Here is a 15,466-nt window from a genome sequence, read left to right on the forward strand (position 1 = left end):
TGTGCCTGCATCTTCACCTCCCCGCCCCCACGGCAAATTGTGCCGCTACTCGTCGCAACCGCACGGCGATCGGCATGCCCATATGCCTGACCGCCGCCGGGTCGCTGAGCGCCGTCCGGATCGCCTTGAGCGGGGACCGCGCCTTGATGTGCTGGACCATCGCCAGGAAGGAGGCTGCCTTGCGCAGGCTGCGGCCGCGCCGGGCAAAGGCCGCCTGGGCCGCCTCGTCCATCCGATGGGTTTGAGCGAATACGGCATCCGCCTTGCGCATCGCTTCGACATGGTGAAGCTCGAGCACACGCGAGATGGAGCCGCTGCGAATATGGTAGGCGTAGCCGATCTCCGGCTCGACCACGCATCTGCCGCCCTTGGCGAGCGCCTCGGCAAACAGGACGTAGTCTTCGCCGATCCTCAGTTTCTCGTCATAGCGAAGCCGGTTTTCGTCCAGGAACCGGCGCTGGAAGATCGGCTTGAGGTAGCCGAGGTTGAACTTCGATTCGAAGACGACGTTGCCGGCGATGTAGGTGGCCAGCGAAATCTCGCGCAGGCCTTCCAGATACTGCCTTGGGAACATCGCGTCCTCGACGACGCCGTCCTCGCGGATGACCTGGAGATTGTCGACGGCGATCTGGGCATCCGCTTTTTCGGCGCGGCCGATCATGGCGGCGATGCGGCCGGGGAAGACGGCATCATCGGAATCGAGCACCGCGACCCACCTGCCGCGGGCGACGTCGAGCCCGGCATTTCGGGCGCCGCCGGGACCGCGATTCTTGGCCAGCGCGACGACGCGCACGATGTCCCCGGGATAGGCCCGCGCCACATCGAGCGTGGCGTCGCGCGATTGGTCATCGACGACGATGATCTCGATGCTGACACCCTTCTGCGCAATGGCGCTGGCAATCGCGCGGTCGAGCGTCGCCTCGGCATTGTAGGCGGCGATGACAAAGGAAACATCCGGGGCGAAGGAAACGTCAGGCTGCACGCTTGCCTCCTTCCGGGGATGACGATTGGCCGTAGAGCCGGAGTTCGCGGACGCCGACAAGGCCGCTGACGACGCCGACATGCATGATGCCGCGCAGCACGCTGCGGTTCCTGCGCATCGGGCTGGCGACCACGGGAAGGGCCGCGGCGAAACAAAACGCTGCCTTTGCGGCGGCAAGGCCGACATGCTTGATCAGCCCGATGCCGCGCGCATTGCTGCCCAAGAGGTGACCATGCGTCTGGCCGACGCGAAAACGGCGGCGGCCGAGCCAATCGAGCGCGGCCCTCGAGCGCGGCACCACCTCGTCAACCCAGGCCTCTCGAGCGAAGGCGATGCGACCGCCGGCCTTGACCATCTGATCGAAGAGTTCGGTGTCCTCGCCGCCGGTCTGGCCGCGCGCCAGGCTGAAGCGACGGCCGCGCAGGCTGTCCGACCGCATGCGCAGCAAGACGTTGCAGGTGTAGCCGGTGCGGATCTCGCCGCGCACCCAGACCGGCAAGGTCGAATGGAAATCGCCCCGGCGCATCCATTCGGGTGCATCCGGGCGGTAGAGCGCCCGCACCGGACCGAGCACGGCTGTCGCACCGCTGTCCTCGGCCGTCGCCACCAATTCGGCCAGCCAACGGGCGGAGGCAGTCTCATCGTCGTCGATGAAGGCGAGGAAATCCGCCTCGCTGGCATCGAGGCAAGCGTTGCGGGCGACCGAGATGTTGCGCGCCGGGGCATGCCGGTAGCGGACCGGCAGCGCCAATTCCTGCGACAGCGCCGTCACCAATGCCTGCGCGCTCGGCGTGTCGTCATTGTCGGCGACAATGACGCCGACGTCGAAGCCCTCGGGCATCTCCATGGCGGCAAGCGAGCGCAGCGTGTCGGCCAGCTCCGGCCGGCGGAACGTGCACACGCCGATGTCGATGCTGCGGTTCTTGGCCTGAGCCACCATCACGCCACCCCGCGTCGCGCGCCGAGGCCCAGAAGCTGCAGCCAGAAGCCGACGGACCAGCCGAAATGCATGACCATGGCCGAAACGCCGGCCAGTGCGATGTCGGCATTGCGCTGGCGAATGGCCGTCACCAGACCGTAGCCGAGGCAGACCGAAGCCCAGACCAGCAGCGGCACAGCCGCGATCCATTGCACGAAGGAGAAGGCCGCCAGAAGAACCACCGGGAAGACCGCCAGCGGCACCATCTGCCGGACCTTCGGGATGACGCGGTGCTTCAGCACATTCTTGGCGCGGCCGCGGCCATAGCCGAGATACTGGAAATAGAGGCCTTTGAGCGAGGCGCGCGGATAGTAGACCATCTGCGTCTTGCCGCTCATCCAGATTCTGTAGCCGGCTTGCCGCAGCCGGTAGTCGAGTTCGGCATCCTCATTGTGGCTGAAGGTCTCGTCATAGCCGCCGACAGCGCCGAAAGCCGATATCCGCATCAGCGCGTGATGGCCGTGGTCGACCCATTCTCCGGCCGAGAGGTGACGATGCTTGGAACCACCGGTGCCGAGTTTCGAATTCTGCGCCGCCGCAACCGACTTCTGCACGGCGCCGCTGCCGCTGGTCAGCATCGAAACCACGACCGAATCGGCTGATGTGGCGAGCGCTTCCTCCAGCAGCCGGTCGCAGTAATCGTCGGGATAGCCGCCATGCGCGTCGATGCGGATGAGATATTCCGCACCTTCGCCAAAAGTGCCGACGGCAAGATTGATCGCCGCGCTCTGGATGCGCCGCCTGTTGTGAAGCAGGACAACGCGCGGGTCCTTCGCGGCGATCTGCTCGACAATGGCCAGCGTGCCGTCGGTGCTGCCGCCATCGGCAACGACGATCCGGGCGCCAAGCCTTGCCGCCGCCGGGCAAAGCTGGTCGAGCAGGGCGCTGATATGGGCTGCCTCGTTCAGGCAAGGGATCACGATCAGGCTGGAGGGAAGCGCTTGCGTCATCGGGAGATGTCCATCCTATGCCAGGGCTTCGGCCGCGAGGGGCTCGCGCACGGTGGTCAGGCGGCGCAGTTTCTCGACCAGCGCGCTGCAGTCGCTGCGATCGTAGCTCCACGTCCTCGGATTGCGGGCAAGCACGCGCGCCTTCAGTCTGCCGAAGCGCTGCTCCTCCATCGTGCCGAGTGCGGTTTCGAGCGCCTCGGACGTCGCCTTGGGCAGCAGGATGCCGATGTCCTGCTGATTGAGGAACCGTCCGGTTTCCGTATGGCCCATCGAGATCGGCACCGCCCCGAAGCGGCAGCCTTCATAGAGACGGTTGGGCAGCAGCCATTCCGAATTTTGTCCCTCCTCGAAGAAATCGATCGCCCAGGAAAAATGCACGTCCTGGTAGATCGCCGCCATGTCCTCCGGATTGCGGTAGGGTCCATGAAACGACAGATAGGGTTCGGCATCGACGAAGGCGTGGAAATCGGGGAATTCGGAGAGCGCCGGACGGCCGCGCAGCACGATTTCGAAACGTCCATCCATGCGGCGGGTGAAATCAGCCAGAAGCTTGAGCGAGCGCCGGCAGCGCAGCGCTCCGAACCAGCCGATCCGCCACGGCGGGGCGGCAGGCGCTTCGACCGTCTCACGCGCGCCGGGCAGGATCGCCGCTGCCTCGAAATATTTGTTCTCGATCAGCTCGACGGGTGCGGCGACCTGGCGGAAGGGCTTGAAATAATTGGCGATGAAGGCGGGCGAGCTGGTCACCAGCAGCTTCACGTCGCGCGCCAGATGGCGCTCGGTGGCGCGCAGCGCCTTGCCGAAGATGTCGTCGCGAAGCACCAGGCGGTGGATGTCGAGGCATTCATAGACAATCGGCACCGTCGCGCCGAAGGCCGACTTGGCGCGGCGCGCCAGCGCCAGCATTTCCAGATTGCGCGCGATGATGAGATCGGGCCGCGGCGCGCCCTTCAGCTTCGAGCCTATCGAAACCGCGGCCTTCGCCACCGCCGCCAGGCGCTGGCCGAATCGGCCGTCGCGCGTCGCGCCGAGGTCGACCGGCTGCAATCCTTCGATATCGGCAATCGGGGCTGCGGTGCGGCGAAAGCCCGCCAGAGTAACTCGGGCCCCGCCTGTCCTGAGCATTGTGATCCGTCGGCGAACCGCCGGATCGGAAACATCGTGCACCAGGTACAAGACATGCAGCATGAAAACTCGACCGCTGTTTGACCCACCCAAAGGGATGCTAGTACAGCTCTTGCTGCATCGCAACATTTTTGGCGCAGCAATGGACATTTTCTGTTGCACTGCAAAATTATTGCCGTAGTTTGGGGATGGCGGCGGTCGTGGGTTTTCAGGGTTCGGAAATCCGCGCAAAAAATCAGGAATCCTGAATTTGGAAGCCAACCCATTCGATCCGCCGGAAGGCTCGCTGCGTAAATCGGTCGGGCGCGGCGCGGTGGTGACCGCCATGTCGCAATCGGTGCGGGTCGCGACACAGATCATATCCGTCATCGTGCTGTCGCGGCTCTTGTCGCCGCAGGATTTCGGCGTCGTGGCGATGTGCGCGCCGGTGCTGGCCTTCATCGCGCTGTTCCAGGATTTCGGCCTGACCCAGGCGACGATCCAGAAATCGGGCATCCGCCATGAGGAGGTGAACTACCTGTTCTGGATCAATGTCGCGGTCAGTGCCATCCTGGCCTGCGTGCTCGCGGGTGCGGCGCCGCTTGTCGCCGCCTTCTATGGCGAGCCGCGCGTGGCCGGACTGGTCGCCGCGTTCGGGCTGCAGATCATGGCCTATGGGCTCGGCGCCCAGCATCTGGCGCTTTTGACACGACGTATGCAGTTCGGGCGCCTGGCTGTCATCGATGTCGCCAGCGCGGTTGCCGGGCTGGTGGCGTCGATCGCCTGGACCTTCATCGACCGTTCCTACTGGGCGCTGTTTGCCGGCACGCTGACCGGCGCGGTGCTGCCGACGCTGTGCTACTGGGCAAGCTCGCGCTGGCGGCCCGGCCTGCCGCGCAAGGTCGCGGGCATCGGCGAGCTGATCAATTTCGGCGCCGGCATCACCGGCTTCAACTTCGCCAATTTCTTTGCCCGCAATCTCGACAATGTGCTGATCGGCAAATACTGGGGCGAGCAGCAACTCGGCCTCTATGACCGCGCGTACAAGCTGCTTCTGTTCCCGCTCAGCCAGATCACCAATCCGCTGTCGAAAGTCATGGTGCCGGCGCTGTCCAGGCTGAAGGACGAGCCGGACCGCTACCGCAGCGCCTATTTGCGCGTCATGCCGCTGATCCTTTTGGTGGCGCTGCCCGGCGTCGCCTTCGCCACCGCAATGTCGGATGTGCTGATCCCCTTCGTGCTCGGCGAACAGTGGCGCGCAAGCGCCTCGATCTTCCTGGCGCTCGGCTTTGCCGGGCTCCTGCAGCCGCTCAACAACCCGGCGGGCTGGCTTTTCGTCAGCCAGGGCCGTTCCGGCGACTTCATGCGCTGGGGCATCATCACCGCGGTGACCTCGGTGCTCGCCTTCGCGCTCGGCCTGCCCTATGGCGCGCTCGGCGTGGCGATCGCCTACGCGGTCAGCGAATATCTGCGCACGCCGTTCCTGTGGCTCTATGTCGGCAAGAGCGGACCGCTGCGGGCCAGCCATGTGCTGCGCGCGGCGACGCCGTTCGTGCTCGGCGCGCATCTGGCACTGGCGGCGGTCTGGCTGATCAAGCCGATGCTGCCGCAGCAGCATGTCGTCGCCCTGGCCAGCGGCGCCATGCTTGCCTATCTCATCACTATTGTCGTCGCGCTGGCCTTCGCATCCGGCCGCGAGGCCTTGCGCGAGGCCCTGAAGATGCTGCCGGCAAGACAGCCGGCGGCAACGCCGCGCGAGGCCCAATAATTTCGGCGCCTTTGCCGGCTACCCAATATCCACACGAACATCAGGTCTGATCCATGCACTACCGATCGATCTCCGACATGAACGACACGATTGTCGGCAACCTTCGCCGGCTGCCACGCGACATCGACCTCGTGGTCGGCGTGCCCAGGAGCGGCGTGCTGGCGGCGACGCTGGTCAGTCTTGCGGCGAACATTCCGATGACCGACCTGGATTCCTTCCTGGACGGCCGGGTCTATACGTCCGGCATTACCAAGCGGCGCGCCGCGCTCGACCGCAAGGTCTCGGACATGCGCAAGGTGCTGGTGATCGACGACAGCATCGCCGGCGGCAACGCCATGCGCGATGCCCGTGCCCGTATCGAGGCTGCCGGCATCGAGGGTGATTTCATCTATGCCGCAGTATTCGGCCTGGAGCCGAAGCATCGGGAAACCGACGTCGTCTTCGAAGTCGTGCCGCATCCGCGCATGTTCCAGTGGAATTTCATGCATCACAAATTCCTGGCGCAATGCTGCGTCGACATTGACGGCGTATTGTGCCTCGATCCGACCGAGGCGGAAAACGACGATGGTCCGGCCTATGAGAAATTCCTCAGTGAAGCGCGGCCGCTGCATGCCCCGACCCACAGGATCGGATGGCTGGTCACCAGCCGGCTGGAGAAATACCGTGCGCTGACCGAGGCGTGGCTGGCCAAGAATGGGATCGTGTACGGCCAGCTGATCATGCTCGACCTGCCGAGCAAGGCGGAGCGCCAGCGGCTCGGCGCGCATGGCAGTTTCAAGGCCGATTTCTACCGCAAATCCAACGCCATCCTGTTCATCGAAAGCGAGCATGCGCAGGCGCTGAAGATCACGGAGTTGTCGGGCAAGCCGGTGCTGTGCGTCGAAACCCATATGGTGAGCTTCCCCGATGCGCTGTCGCTGCCGGCGCTCGGCCAGGCCGCGCGCAACCTGCCGGCCAGGCTCAGGCAGATCAACTCGCAGCAAGGCCGCAAGGGCGCCGCCAAGGCGCTGGCCCGCGCCCTGCTCGGCGCCCGCGGCTACGAGACGCTGAAAAGCCGGGTCAAGCGCCCGGCCTGATCGGCTGGCTTCCTGAGCGCTGGCTACGCCGCCTGGCGCGCCCGCTGCTGAACCGCCCTGTCAAGGATAGAGAAGAAGGTGACGAACTGGCGGTCCGGATCGAGCTCCGGACGCGCCGCGAAGCCGCGCGCGAGGCTTGAAACCCGTTCATATTCCTTGTTGTCGTTCCACAGCTGCCTGACAGCCGCGACCCAGTCGATTAGCGGAGCATCGTAGTCGAGTACCGTGCCGCCGGGGCCGATGGCTTCGGGCAGGCCACCACGCCGCGAACCGACCACAGGGATGCCGCTGCAATGGGCCTCGGACGCGACACGGCCCCAGGCCTCCTCCCATTTCGAGGGCGCAAGCAGGATCCTGGTGCGGCCATAGATCGTCTTCATATCGTTGGTGCGGCTCTCCAGCGTGACATTGCCGAGCGGCGCGATCGTTTCCTCGATGCGCGCGCGGTGGTCATCGTCCAGCTTCCAGCTTTCGACGAACAGGAACGGGATTTCCGGGCAGGCGCCGGCGATGCGGACCGCCAGTTCGAAGCCCTTTTCCTCATAGGGGTTGATCAGCGTGACGAACTGGCCCGTGGTCGGCGTGCTGTACTGCGTCGGGTTGATGGTCGGCGGGATCACTGTCGCCTCGATGCCGAATTCCCTCTTGTAGGTGCGCGCGGTGAACTCCGAATTGGCGATGTAGAGTGCGGAACCCAGTTCGCGCAAATCGCCGCCCAACTCGTGGAACTCGACATTTCTGAGATAGACGACCAGCGGCACGCCCGCGGCCTTCAGCGCTTTGCCGAGGGGCACCGATTTGTGGCACTGAACCACCGCCACATCCGGCCGCAGTTTCTTGACGGCAAAACCCGCTGCTTGCCAGGGAAACCACGCCCGGATCACCGGGTAGCCGGGAAAACTGTCGACGACCGCAGGCTGGCGCAACAGCTTCATCTTGGCACGCGCCTTCAAGCCGAAGACGCCGTCGCCGAAGAGGGCGGCAAGCACCGCGGCCTCGTGTCCGTGTTCGATCAGCTGTTCGGCCAGATGATGCGTGCTCGACTGAACGCCGCCGCTGAACTCCGGCGGGTAGCCGTTGCCGCCTGCAAAAAGCACTTTCATGGTCGTGGCTCCTGTCTTTTCGCGTTTGATTCCCTGCGACCGATGATCAGCCGTGTCGAAGGCGCCTCACGCGCTCTTTGGCGTATCAAGCGTCGCGAACGGATTGGTACATGGGTGCCATCCGGTGAACCGGATCGGATCGTCAGGCGAACTGCGCCAGGCGTAGTCCGTCAGCATATGGAATTCGGCGATGACCCAGCGGTCGAAATGTATCAGATCCTCCCGCTTTTCATGGGGCAGCAGACGGCGGACGGCACCCAATTTGAGCTCCTCGACCAGAGTGACTGCGTCGCTCAATTTCTCGCTCGGAAATATCCAGGGATTGCGGTTGCGGAACTCCAGCACGAACTGCTGCAGGTGCTCGATGCGCATATTCAGCCTGCCGAGATATTTTTCGAGCGTGACGCGAACCAGATCCTCGTCCGAAAACGAGGAGACGGCGGCGTAGGCAACGCCCGTCGCGGCAACGCCACCCGCCAGGATGGCCAGTGCGGAGCGCCGTGTGACTTCGATCATCGGCCCGCTCCTCTCACGCGATCCGGCTCGCCGCCCGCAGGGACAAAGCCGCCGCGGTCAGGCTTGGGTTGGCGCAGGAGCAGCTCGGATAGGTGCTGGTGCCGACGACAACCAGGTTTCTCAGCCGGTGATGGATCATGTCGCTGTCGATCACCGAATCAGCCGGGCCGGTACCCATCCTCAGCGTGCCCTGGACATGCGATTCCGTCGGCCGGATGCCGCGGTCGAAGAGCCGCTCGACCGGCAGCGGCGCAAGCAGCTCCGGCAATTTGTCCAGCGCCCGGGCCATGCCCTTGACCGCATAGTCCGACGGCGCCTTGAAGGAGACGAAGGCATTGTCGTGCTCGTCGAGGGTGACGAAATTCTCGTGATCGAGCAGGTTTTCGGTGACCACGACCAGCGGCAGCGTCTGGCGCAACCGCCCCTGCTCGGCGCGCATCCCGTGCTGCCAGCGGTTTTCGAAATAGACCAGTGCCGCCGCATGCTCGGACCGGTGCGGACCGTCATAGAGGCCAAAATTCAGGCCGGTGGTGATGGTGCTGCCGTCGAAATTGTCGACGCCGTCGAGATAGACCTCGAAATTCCAGCCATAGGATTCATGCAGACCGCGCCCGACGAATTCGTCTCCCAGGCCGGAGCGCAACATGATCGCCGCGCTCTGGATGGCGTTGGCGCCGAGAATGAAGAGGTCGCCGCTGACCTGATACTCCTTGCCGTCATGAACGAAGGTGACCGAACGGACCGTGCCGCCGACCTGATCGAGCCTGCGCACTTCCGCGCCGAGGCAGACCGAAACGTCGGGATGCTCGAAGATATGCATCAGGCCATTGTTGGCGGTGAATTTCGCGTCGACCGGGCACAGCCAGCAGCGCAGATTGGCACAGCATGAGGTGCGCTGCGCGGTCGGCACCCGGGCGCGGGCGGTCGGCATGACGAAATGCTGGCCGGGCTGGGCCGCCTTCATCATCTTGTCCGGGGTCGACATGCGATGCGGCGGCTGCGGAAACGGTTTCGAGCGCGGCAGCATCGCCGCCATGTCGGGATCGCCGGAGATCGACATGATCTCTTCGGCATCGCAGTAGAACGGCTCGACATCGTCATAGCTGATCGGCCAGTCATTGCCGATGCCATAGGTGCTTTTCAGCCTGAAGTCGTTGGGATGGAACCTCGGCGTCTGGGCGAACCAGCAGTTGGTCCCGCCACCCAGTCCGATCGTGTAATTCCACGGCTTGTCGGAGTTGGTCTTGTAGGTCGACTCGTCGTCGATGTCGGTGTTGACGTTCTGGCCGAGCTGCCATTCATGCGTGTTGTGCCGACCCCATTCCAGGATCAGGATGCGCGCCTTACGCCGCTTGGCGAATTCGTGCAGGAAGAAGGCCGAACCGAAACCGGAACCGATCGCGATAAGATCGAAATGATCCTTGGTGATTTGCTCTGGCTTTACGTCCAGCACCATCAGCCGCAACTCCTTTCCGCGCCGGGCGCGTGTGCCAAATTCCGCTTGCTTCCCGCGCTCGCTCTCATGCCGCCATTCTGCCGATCGAGTGATATTCGATGCCGTGGCGCGCCACGACCTTGGGGTCATAGAGGTTGCGGCCGTCGAAAATGACCGGCGTGGTCAGCGCGTCCTTCAACGCATCGAAGGACGGCGCGCGAAAACTCTTCCATTCGGTGGCGATGAGCAGCGCATCGGCGCCGCGCAAGGCCGCCTCCTTGGTGCCGCACAGCAGCAGGTCGTCGCGTAGGCCGTAAATGGCCTGGCATTCCTGCATCGCCTCCGGATCATAAGCCTGTACGGTCGCGCCGGCCTTCCACAGCGCTTCCATCAGGACGCGCGCCGGCGCCTCGCGCATATCGTCGGTGTTGGGCTTGAAGGCCAGGCCCCACAGCGCAAAGGTCTTGCCCTTGAGACTGCCCTTGAAATAGCGGTTTACCTTGTCGAACAGCACTGATTTCTGATCATTGTTGCGCTCCTCGACGGCGCGCAGCAGCTTGGCGTCGAACTTGACGCCCTCGGCGGTCTTGATCAGGGCGCGGACGTCCTTGGGAAAGCACGAGCCGCCATAGCCGAGACCCGGATAGATGAAGTGGTAGCCGATGCGCGGATCGCTGCCGATGCCCTTACGCACCTCCTCGATGTCGGCGCCGAGCTGCTCGGCCAGATTGGCCATCTCGTTCATGAAGCTGATCTTGGTGGCCAGCATGCAGTTGGCGGCGTATTTCGTGAATTCGGCGCTGCGCACGTCCATCACGATCATCTTTTCGTGGTTGCGGTTGAAGGGCGCGTAAAGCTCGCGCATCACCGTCTCGGTCTCCTCGCTCGAGGTGCCGACGATGATACGGTCGGGCTTCATGCAGTCGGCGACGGCCGAGCCTTCCTTGAGGAATTCGGGATTGGAGGCGACGTCGAAGGCAAGATCCTCACGCCCTCTCTTCTTCAGCGTTTCGGCGATCCTGGCTTTCACCTTTTCGCAGGTGCCGACCGGCACGGTCGACTTGCCGACGACGATCTTGGCGCTATCCATCTCGCGGCCGATGGTCTCGGCGACCGCCAGCACATATTTGAGGTCGGCCGAGCCGTCCTCGCCGGGCGGCGTGCCGACCGCGATCATCTGGATTTCGCCGTGCCGGACGGCGGCGGCGGCATCGGTGGTGAATTTGATGCGGCCGGCGGCATGATTCTCCCTGACGATGCTTTCGAGGCCTGGCTCGAAGATCGGGACGAAGCCCTGGTTGAGGCGCTCCACCTTGCTTTCGTCGATGTCGACGCAAACCACCTGGTGGCCAACCTCGGCAAGCACCGCCGCCTGCACGAGGCCGACATAGCCAATTCCAAACACCGTCAAGTTCATTCGGTTTCATTCCCATCCATGGCCGCGACCCGTTCTCGGTCTGGCCGGTTCAATTCGTCTTTCCCAACTCTTTTACGCTGCATACGAGCGATTCCGGAAACTGGCATGGCTCGCCGAGCGCGGTGAAGGCAACGCGTTCGACCTGCAGCGAAAGCTTGCGGCCCGGATCCGCGAAAGCGCCCATCCAACCCTTCATGGTGTCGCTGCCCCAAAGGCTGAAGAATATCTTCTGCGCATGGCTGGGCAGCTTCGCCGGGTCGGTGATGGTGTTCACCAGCTGGCCGTTGACGTACCAGCGCAAACTGTCCTTCTCCCAGACGAAGGCGTAGTCATTGAAGGCCTTGTCGGTGCCGCCCGGCACCTCGACCAGCTTCTCGTTCTTGCCCTTGCCGTCGATATAGGCGTTGACCTGCACCTTCGAGGTGTCCTTGGTCAGGATCTCGAAGTCGATCTCGTCCCAGGGCTGCTTGTCCGACGGGCCGATATAGGTGAAGAAGGCCGCGTTGAGGCCGGAACCGGTGTCGGACTTCAGCCGCGCCTCATAGGTGCCATGTCCAAAGCGCTGCTTGGTCTGGATCTCACCGCAGGCGAACTCGCGATCCTTCAGCTTCTGTTTTTCGAAGCCGAGCGACAGCACACCGTCTGAAAGCTCGACCAGCCCCTTCGACCAGGTGCAATTCTGGTGGCTGCCGTTGCTCCAGCCGTCGGAGGCATACCAGCGAGACTTGTCGAAGCTCTTGAAATCATCGACGAAAGACGGAGCGGATTGGATATCCTGCGCATGGGATGGAGCCGCAAAGAGGCTGCCGAGAGCAGCCAGCAGCAATCCGCAGATCAAGCCCAACCGCCGCAGGTCGGCTTGCCGGGTCTCATGCGCGACTGAGGTTGCGTCAATTGCTGTCGTGGACGTGGTTTTCGGATCCGAATTCATACCAAACTCACCTTTGTGCTGTGCGTCCCCAACCCAAAGTCGACGTTTGAACCGCTTCCAAACGGGCCAACCTTGGCCTCCTTTTCGACCCCCCGGAAATCCCTCTCCTGTCCTGCATCATAGCTTTGAAGCTTGCATCATGCCTTTGAAGTAGTCTCACACCCGGCCGGCACCCGCGGGCCTGGCGAAATCAGCCGTGGCGGCCGAATCGGACTCCCCACCCGCGTCGAAGACCATGTCGAGCGAATGACGCAGTTCCTTCATCAGGCCGTGCTGGCGCGAGAGTGCCGCGATGCGGCGCTCGCAATTGAGGATCGATTGCGTCAGCGCGCTGACTTCGGACGAGCGCTTCTTGGAAGCGGAGCCGTTTTCCATGGCTTCGACAAGAAAGGCCGCGTTGGTCGCCGTCTTGCGGTAGCGGCTCTCCAGGCCGGTTTTCTCGGCTGCGATCTCGGCGGCGATCTGCTCGAACAGTTTCGCCAGCCGGTCGAGGCGCGCGATGTCGGCCTGCCGGTCGCGGGCAGGATCCCTTGATCTGAAGCCAAATATCGAGGCCATGGGCTTAAATTCCTGTCATCGCCGGCTTGCCTGCCGACCACTGGCCGATCCCCGCAAGCGGGGCTGATAAGCTCGTACCGCATTGTCCAGCTCCTTTTGACGGGAGAGACGTCGGACCAATCCGATCGGGGGCCAGTTCGGTTGGTCGTTCAATTTGCTGCACCGCAACATAGACTGCCATCGTCGGAGCCGTGAGGCAACCACCCAATTCGTAAACTCTTAAATCCAGTGGAAATGGTTTGCACGATGCGAATGCTGTTTGACGGGTGACGCGGGCATTCCCCGCCCCTTACCGCTCCTTGCCCGCACTGGTCCCGGCCATTAGGAAACGCAGCGGCGGCACGCGCTTTTGCCTGGACACAAGGCCAACGCGCCGAAACAGCGCCTCCAGCTTGTCGGAGGCCACGCCTTGGACGATGGGGACCAAGTTGGATTGACTTGCAAGGGCGTAGGCCGCGGCCGAGGCCAGCCCGCGCTCGGCCTTCACGTCGAGGAAATTGCGCAGCCGGTATTTGTCGCGCACATGCCGCTCGTGCCGCCGCAGCACCGCCTTGGAGCCTTCCGGCAGGCTGTCTATCGCCAACAGCGCCAGATCGGCATCGGCCAGCCGCTTCAGATCCTGCGTCTTGTGGCGGCCGCTGAGCGAATCAGCGCGTACGATGGCACCGTAGCCGCAGGAACGGATGACCTTGAACCGCGCGCCGTGGGCGACCGCGCGGGCATAGAGCTCGTAGTCCTCGCCCAGCCGCAGGCTTTCGTCGTAGCGCAATCGGTGCCGATCGAGGAAGGCGCGGCTGATCACCGGCTTCAAGAAGCCAAGCTCGCCTCTTTGCACGCGGCGCCTGGAGATGTTGCCTTCGACGAAGCGCTCGAAGTCGAGGAATTCCGGATCGGCGGCAAAATCCGGGGCGACGATCTTGGTCGCGTCATCAGTCGCATCATCCCTGATGAGCATGATGTTATCGGCCGCGAAATCCCAATCGGCGGCGGCAAACAGATTGCGGAGCCGGCCCTCGAGGAAGAAGTCGTCGGCATCCAGAATGCTGATGAACGGCGCTTTCGAGCCGGCAATCGCGGCATTGCGCGCAAAGGAGGGGCCACGATTGACGTCAAGGCGCATGACCTTGAGCCGGCCGCTGCCGTCGTCGGCGGCGCGGGCGACCTCGGCCGTATTGTCGGTAGAGCCGTCGTCGACAACGACGACCTCCGCCACCTCGGGTTCACGCAATGCGGACGCGATGGCGACCTCGATCGTGCGTGCCGCGTTTTTGGCCGCGATGATCACGCAGACCTCTGATTTCGTCATCGACATGGGTTAGCCTCTTGCACAGGTTTCGATTTGCCCTCGCCCTGTACGTATTGCAACGCCACCGCCATCACGGGCTGGCCGGCCGCTCGAAGATGCGGCGACTGATATCCGCCGACGCTGCCCAGCCGGCCTCGGCCAAGTAGCGGACGGGAGCCCTGCCGCACAATTCCCACAACACCGTTCGCCGCTGCGGCCACCGCAAGGATGACAGCCATGGCGCGATGACCATGTTGAGCAGGTCCTCGTTGCCGATGCGCGACAAGACCGGCTTGGCCCGCTCCGACAGAAGCGTGCCGTTGGCGCCCAGCAGCACATCGGCGGCGCGCAGGCCGAGCAACAATGTGTCGTCCAGCCCCTGGCTTACCGCTGCATCTAGCACACGCTGCTGATCGGCCTCGCCAAGACGGTTGGCGCTGGCCCTGATATCACAGACATAGCCGGCACAGGGTTCGCGGTTGAATAGTGCCTTGGCGACGCTGATGCAGGACAGCATCAATGTGTCGGCGGCCGACGTGAACGGCACTTCGATGCCGGTGATCTCGACCAGCCGCTTGCGCCGCAGGAAACCGTCGGCATCGCGCGGACTGGGCGAACCGGGCTGCTGGAGGCGGTAATGAAGGTCGACCGTGGACGGCCCGTTGCCACGGATCATGTGCTGCTCGCCAAGGAAGCGGACCCACCAGAGGGAGCGTGACTTGCCTGAGACCTCATAGCCGATCGAGCGCAGCGCATCGCGTGCTTTCGAGAATCCGGACGGGGAAACCAGGATGTCGACATCGCCCGAAGGCTTCATGAAATGGTCGTCATAGAGCAGATGCTGCTGGAAGGGACCTTTGAGAAAGACGAAATCGATCTGCCTGTCGCGCAGCGCCTGATGGATCGCCATCGAATCCATGAGACAGGCGGCATTCATCGAAACCGTCCGCCGGCGATAGGTGTCGAGCCATTGGAAAAGTTCGGCGGGCCTTTCGCTGGCCGGAGCGCGCGACAGCGCTTTCAAAACGAAGGTGGCGACCTTGTTCAGCCTGGCGATATCGGCGACGGCGGTGGCGGAAAGGCTCGGCGTCGACACATCGCCGGCGGGAACCGCCGCGCCTGAGAAATACAACCGCAGGCAGGCCCGCACATAGGCAATCTCGTCGGCACAGTCGGCGGCGCGCAGTCGTTCATAGGAACTTTCCGGCAAGGCCATTGAGCGCATAGTCTCCAAAATGCGGTTTGCACGGCGTTTATGCTGCAAGTGCGAAACAAAGCATCCTCAAAAACCTGGACGCCGTAAAGTCTTTCCTTTCGCAGTGTGAAATTTTGCAACCAGAGCGTTTGCCGCGCTTCCTCGAT

General features: G+C 63.5%; 14 protein-coding genes. 2 read left to right on the top strand and 12 right to left on the bottom strand.

What is annotated here, in order from left to right; genetic code table 11:
* Window positions 1-13: 13 nt before the first annotated feature.
* The 4 genes from FJ546_RS05125 to FJ546_RS05140 are packed head-to-tail and all read right to left on the bottom strand — an operon-like array spanning window position 14 to window position 4,099.
* Window positions 14-982 carry a glycosyltransferase family 2 protein gene (locus FJ546_RS05125; RefSeq protein WP_140888358.1) on the bottom strand — a complete coding sequence of 323 codons (969 nt, stop codon included), beginning with the start codon at window positions 980-982 and terminating at the stop codon, window positions 14-16.
* Window positions 972-1,922, bottom strand: a complete 951-nt coding sequence (locus FJ546_RS05130) for a glycosyltransferase family 2 protein (RefSeq protein ID WP_140888359.1) — start codon at window positions 1,920-1,922, stop codon at window positions 972-974. Before FJ546_RS05130 ends, FJ546_RS05125 begins: the two co-directional genes overlap by 11 nt.
* Window positions 1,922-2,911 (bottom strand): glycosyltransferase family 2 protein, encoded by a 990-nt coding sequence (locus FJ546_RS05135; protein WP_140888360.1) that lies wholly within the window; start codon window positions 2,909-2,911, stop codon window positions 1,922-1,924. Before FJ546_RS05135 ends, FJ546_RS05130 begins: the two co-directional genes overlap by 1 nt.
* Before the next feature lie 15 nt (window positions 2,912-2,926).
* Window positions 2,927-4,099 carry a glycosyltransferase family 4 protein gene (locus FJ546_RS05140; protein ID WP_140888361.1) on the bottom strand — a complete coding sequence of 391 codons (1,173 nt, stop codon included), beginning with the start codon at window positions 4,097-4,099 and terminating at the stop codon, window positions 2,927-2,929.
* A gap of 187 nt (window positions 4,100-4,286) precedes the next feature.
* Here FJ546_RS05140 and FJ546_RS05145 point away from each other — a divergent pair, with 187 nt between their 5' ends.
* Window positions 4,287-5,783: a lipopolysaccharide biosynthesis protein gene (locus FJ546_RS05145; RefSeq protein WP_140888362.1), complete on the top strand. Its 1,497-nt coding sequence runs from the start codon at window positions 4,287-4,289 to the stop codon at window positions 5,781-5,783.
* A 53-nt stretch (window positions 5,784-5,836) separates the two neighbouring features.
* Entirely contained in the window at window positions 5,837-6,859 is a 1,023-nt protein-coding gene (locus tag FJ546_RS05150; protein WP_140888363.1) for a phosphoribosyltransferase family protein, read from the top strand.
* Between the two features lie 23 nt (window positions 6,860-6,882).
* Here the strand turns inward: FJ546_RS05150 and FJ546_RS05155 are convergent, their stop codons facing one another.
* The 8 genes from FJ546_RS05155 to FJ546_RS05190 all read right to left on the bottom strand — a co-directional run bounded on the left by FJ546_RS05155 (window position 6,883) and on the right by FJ546_RS05190 (window position 15,320).
* A complete protein-coding gene (locus FJ546_RS05155; RefSeq protein ID WP_140888364.1) occupies window positions 6,883-7,962 on the bottom strand; it encodes a glycosyltransferase in 1,080 nt (359 codons plus the stop codon).
* A 66-nt stretch (window positions 7,963-8,028) separates the two neighbouring features.
* Window positions 8,029-8,478, bottom strand: coding sequence for a hypothetical protein (locus FJ546_RS05160; RefSeq protein ID WP_140888365.1), 450 nt, complete (start codon window positions 8,476-8,478; stop codon window positions 8,029-8,031).
* A 13-nt stretch (window positions 8,479-8,491) separates the two neighbouring features.
* On the bottom strand, window positions 8,492-9,934 hold the full coding sequence (locus FJ546_RS05165) for a GMC family oxidoreductase (RefSeq protein ID WP_140888366.1): 1,443 nt from the start codon (window positions 9,932-9,934) through the stop codon (window positions 8,492-8,494).
* 64 nt (window positions 9,935-9,998) lie between these two features.
* Complete coding sequence (locus FJ546_RS05170) at window positions 9,999-11,330, bottom strand: UDP-glucose/GDP-mannose dehydrogenase family protein (protein ID WP_140888367.1); 1,332 nt, start codon at window positions 11,328-11,330, stop codon at window positions 9,999-10,001.
* Between the two features lie 49 nt (window positions 11,331-11,379).
* Window positions 11,380-12,261 (bottom strand): family 16 glycosylhydrolase, encoded by an 882-nt coding sequence (locus tag FJ546_RS05175; RefSeq protein WP_140888368.1) that lies wholly within the window; start codon window positions 12,259-12,261, stop codon window positions 11,380-11,382.
* Window positions 12,262-12,417: 156 nt separating this feature from the next.
* A complete protein-coding gene (locus FJ546_RS05180) occupies window positions 12,418-12,819 on the bottom strand; it encodes a hypothetical protein (RefSeq protein WP_140888369.1) in 402 nt (133 codons plus the stop codon).
* Window positions 12,820-13,108: 289 nt separating this feature from the next.
* Entirely contained in the window at window positions 13,109-14,131 is a 1,023-nt protein-coding gene (locus FJ546_RS05185) for a glycosyltransferase family 2 protein (RefSeq protein WP_140888370.1), read from the bottom strand.
* A 64-nt stretch (window positions 14,132-14,195) separates the two neighbouring features.
* Window positions 14,196-15,320 (bottom strand): nucleotidyltransferase family protein, encoded by a 1,125-nt coding sequence (locus FJ546_RS05190; RefSeq protein ID WP_140888371.1) that lies wholly within the window; start codon window positions 15,318-15,320, stop codon window positions 14,196-14,198.
* Window positions 15,321-15,466: the final 146 nt, after the last annotated feature.

The organism is Mesorhizobium sp. B2-4-19, assembly GCF_006441315.1.
Classification (GTDB): domain Bacteria; phylum Pseudomonadota; class Alphaproteobacteria; order Rhizobiales; family Rhizobiaceae; genus Mesorhizobium.